Raw genomic sequence first — 2,027 nt, 5'->3', positions numbered from 1 at the left:
CGACCTCGCAATCGTAGAGGTCGATCTCGGCGCGGATATTGGTCCCTGGCGGGCCGCCCCCAAAGGTTCCGGGACGGTCGGGAAAATCGACCTGCGGTGCTGGGCCATCCGCGGCCTGTGCCGGGCTTGCGGCACCGACACCAACCAGCGCAGCCCCCGTGCCCAGTGCTGCGGCCCCGAGGAAATCGCGGCGCCCGACATTCAGTGGCGACCTGTCGTTCTTGCGTGTCATGGTCCTTTGGGATCCTCTCTCTTCCGCTTCTCACTCTTGCGCCAATCCGCGCTTGCGTCAAACGATGAAGTTTCAGCTATAGGAGACTCAAGCTATAGGAGACTCAAGTATGAGGAGAGGATCGAGATGAAGCGCCTTCGTTTGGCGATGCTTGCCGGATTTGCGTGGCTGGCCGCTCCGGCGGCGCAGGCGCATCATTCCTTCGCGGCATTCTTCGAATCCGAGAAGATCATCACGGTCACCGGCAAGGTTACCGAGTTCCGCTTCACCAACCCGCATGGGACCATCACGGTCGAAGGCAGGAGCAATGATGGCCGCATCGCGCTCTGGCGTGCCGAGACCAACGCACCCGTGGTATTGATGCGGCGCGGCTGGAAACGCGATTCGATCAAGCCGGGCGATAATGTGACCTTGACCGGGTGGCCGTCGCGCGATGGCAAGCCATATCTGCGCCTGCAACGTGCGGTCGATGCCAATGGCAAGATGATCGGCTCCGCCCCGTTCAATGTGGATGAAAGCAGGGACTGATGACGGCAGGACAAAAGACATGCATGGCGCTGGCGCTGCTGCTCAGCGTCAGTCCGGCTTCACTCCATGCACAGCAGGACGTGCCCGATCTCAGCGGCTTCTGGAACCTTGAATATGGCGAACCGCCGGCAGAGGCCGAAGGGCTGGTTGCCAAACTGCCCGAAAACACCGTCGTGCTTGAAGATGTCGGCTTCGTGGAATTCCCGCAGGGCGAGTATGGCGGATTGCTGGTCAAGCCCGAAGCATTGGCGCGCGCCGCCGAATGGACGCCAAGCGATGAGATGACCCTGTCCCGCGTATGCGCTGCACCCTCGATCATCTATACCGAACAGGGACCCTTTCCCTTCGAAATACACCAGACGCCCGAACTGATCGTCTTCAAATACGAATATTTCGACCAGGTGCGCCTGATCCACATGGACGGGCGCGATCACCCCCCGGCCGATGCGCCGCATTCCAAGGTCGGTCACTCTGTCGGGCATTGGGAAGGCGACGAGCTGGTGATCGACACCACCCATCTCTTGTCCGCGACGCTCACCAATAACGGGCTGGATCACAGCGAGAACGTGCACCTGGTGGAGCGATACAAGCTCGCCGGTGACGGCTCGCACCTGGTGGCGACCCAGTGGTTCTCGGATCCCGACGTGCTCGACAACAACGGCGCGCGGATCATCCAGTGGCGCAAATATCCGGGGCAGTTCGTCTACCCTTACGACTGCGACCCGTCGATCGCGGTGGAATACCAGCAGACCGGCGAGCAATAGGGACTACGGATTCAGCGGCGGGCTGGATTGGCCGAGCGCATGGCGGCTGCGGCATGGCCGGCCCGTGCCTGGGCGATCGTTTCGCCGATCAGGATCAGCGCCGGTCCGTCGCCCAGCGCCGACCGTGCGGCAAGCGGGAGCAGGTCGAGCCGGGTGGTGAAGCTGCTCGAACTGGCAAGACTGGCGTTCTCGACCATGGCGACCGGCGTGTCCTTGGGCAGGCCGGCCGCGATCAGCCTTGCCGAAACGGCGGGGGCCGCCGCCTTGCCCATATAGATCGCCAAAGTCGCCCGCGGGTCCGCCAGCGCCGGCCAGTCGAAATCGAGATCCTCGCCGGCCCTGGCATGCGCGGTTACCAGGGTCAGTTTGCGGGCAAGCCCGCGCAGTGTGAGCGAGAGGCCGAGATCGGCGGCCGCCGCACTGGCCGCGGTCACGCCCGGACAGATCCGGACCGGGACGCCGGCCTGGCGGCAGGCCTCGATTTCTTCGCTAGCGCGCGCGAA

The 2,027-nt window shown here is 63.7% G+C and carries 4 protein-coding genes; 2 read left to right on the top strand and 2 right to left on the bottom strand.

The genetic code is table 11. The features are described from left to right. Positions 1-232, bottom strand: a 232-nt coding sequence (locus AC16XC_RS08185; protein WP_484034159.1) for a twin-arginine translocation signal domain-containing protein, incomplete at its 3' end; no start/stop codon positions are given. A gap of 126 nt (positions 233-358) precedes the next feature. Here AC16XC_RS08185 and AC16XC_RS08180 point away from each other — a divergent pair. After that, complete coding sequence (locus AC16XC_RS08180; protein ID WP_484034158.1) at positions 359-760, top strand: DUF6152 family protein; 402 nt, start codon at positions 359-361, stop codon at positions 758-760. Between the two features lie 23 nt (positions 761-783). Beyond that, positions 784-1,524, top strand: coding sequence for a hypothetical protein (locus tag AC16XC_RS08175; protein ID WP_484034157.1), 741 nt, complete (start codon positions 784-786; stop codon positions 1,522-1,524). 11 nt (positions 1,525-1,535) lie between these two features. On the opposite strand, the gene AC16XC_RS08170 is transcribed toward AC16XC_RS08175, so the two are convergent. After that, positions 1,536-2,027, bottom strand: a 492-nt coding sequence (locus AC16XC_RS08170) for a uroporphyrinogen-III C-methyltransferase (RefSeq protein ID WP_484034156.1), incomplete at its 5' end; no start/stop codon positions are given.

The sequence above is a fragment of the Candidatus Andeanibacterium sp. genome (assembly GCF_057143545.1).
The sequence above is the reverse complement of the archived record's forward strand: the minus strand, read 5'-3'. Positions and strand labels throughout refer to the sequence as shown.

Bases quoted from the DNA above. Each gene is read 5' to 3' on its own strand.
- AC16XC_RS08175 (WP_484034157.1), top strand. From the start codon at position 784: ATGGCGCTGGCGCTGCTGCTCAGCGTCAGTCCGGCTTCACTCCATGCA.
- AC16XC_RS08180 (WP_484034158.1), top strand. From the start codon at position 359: ATGAAGCGCCTTCGTTTGGCGATGCTTGCCGGATTTGCGTGGCTGGCC.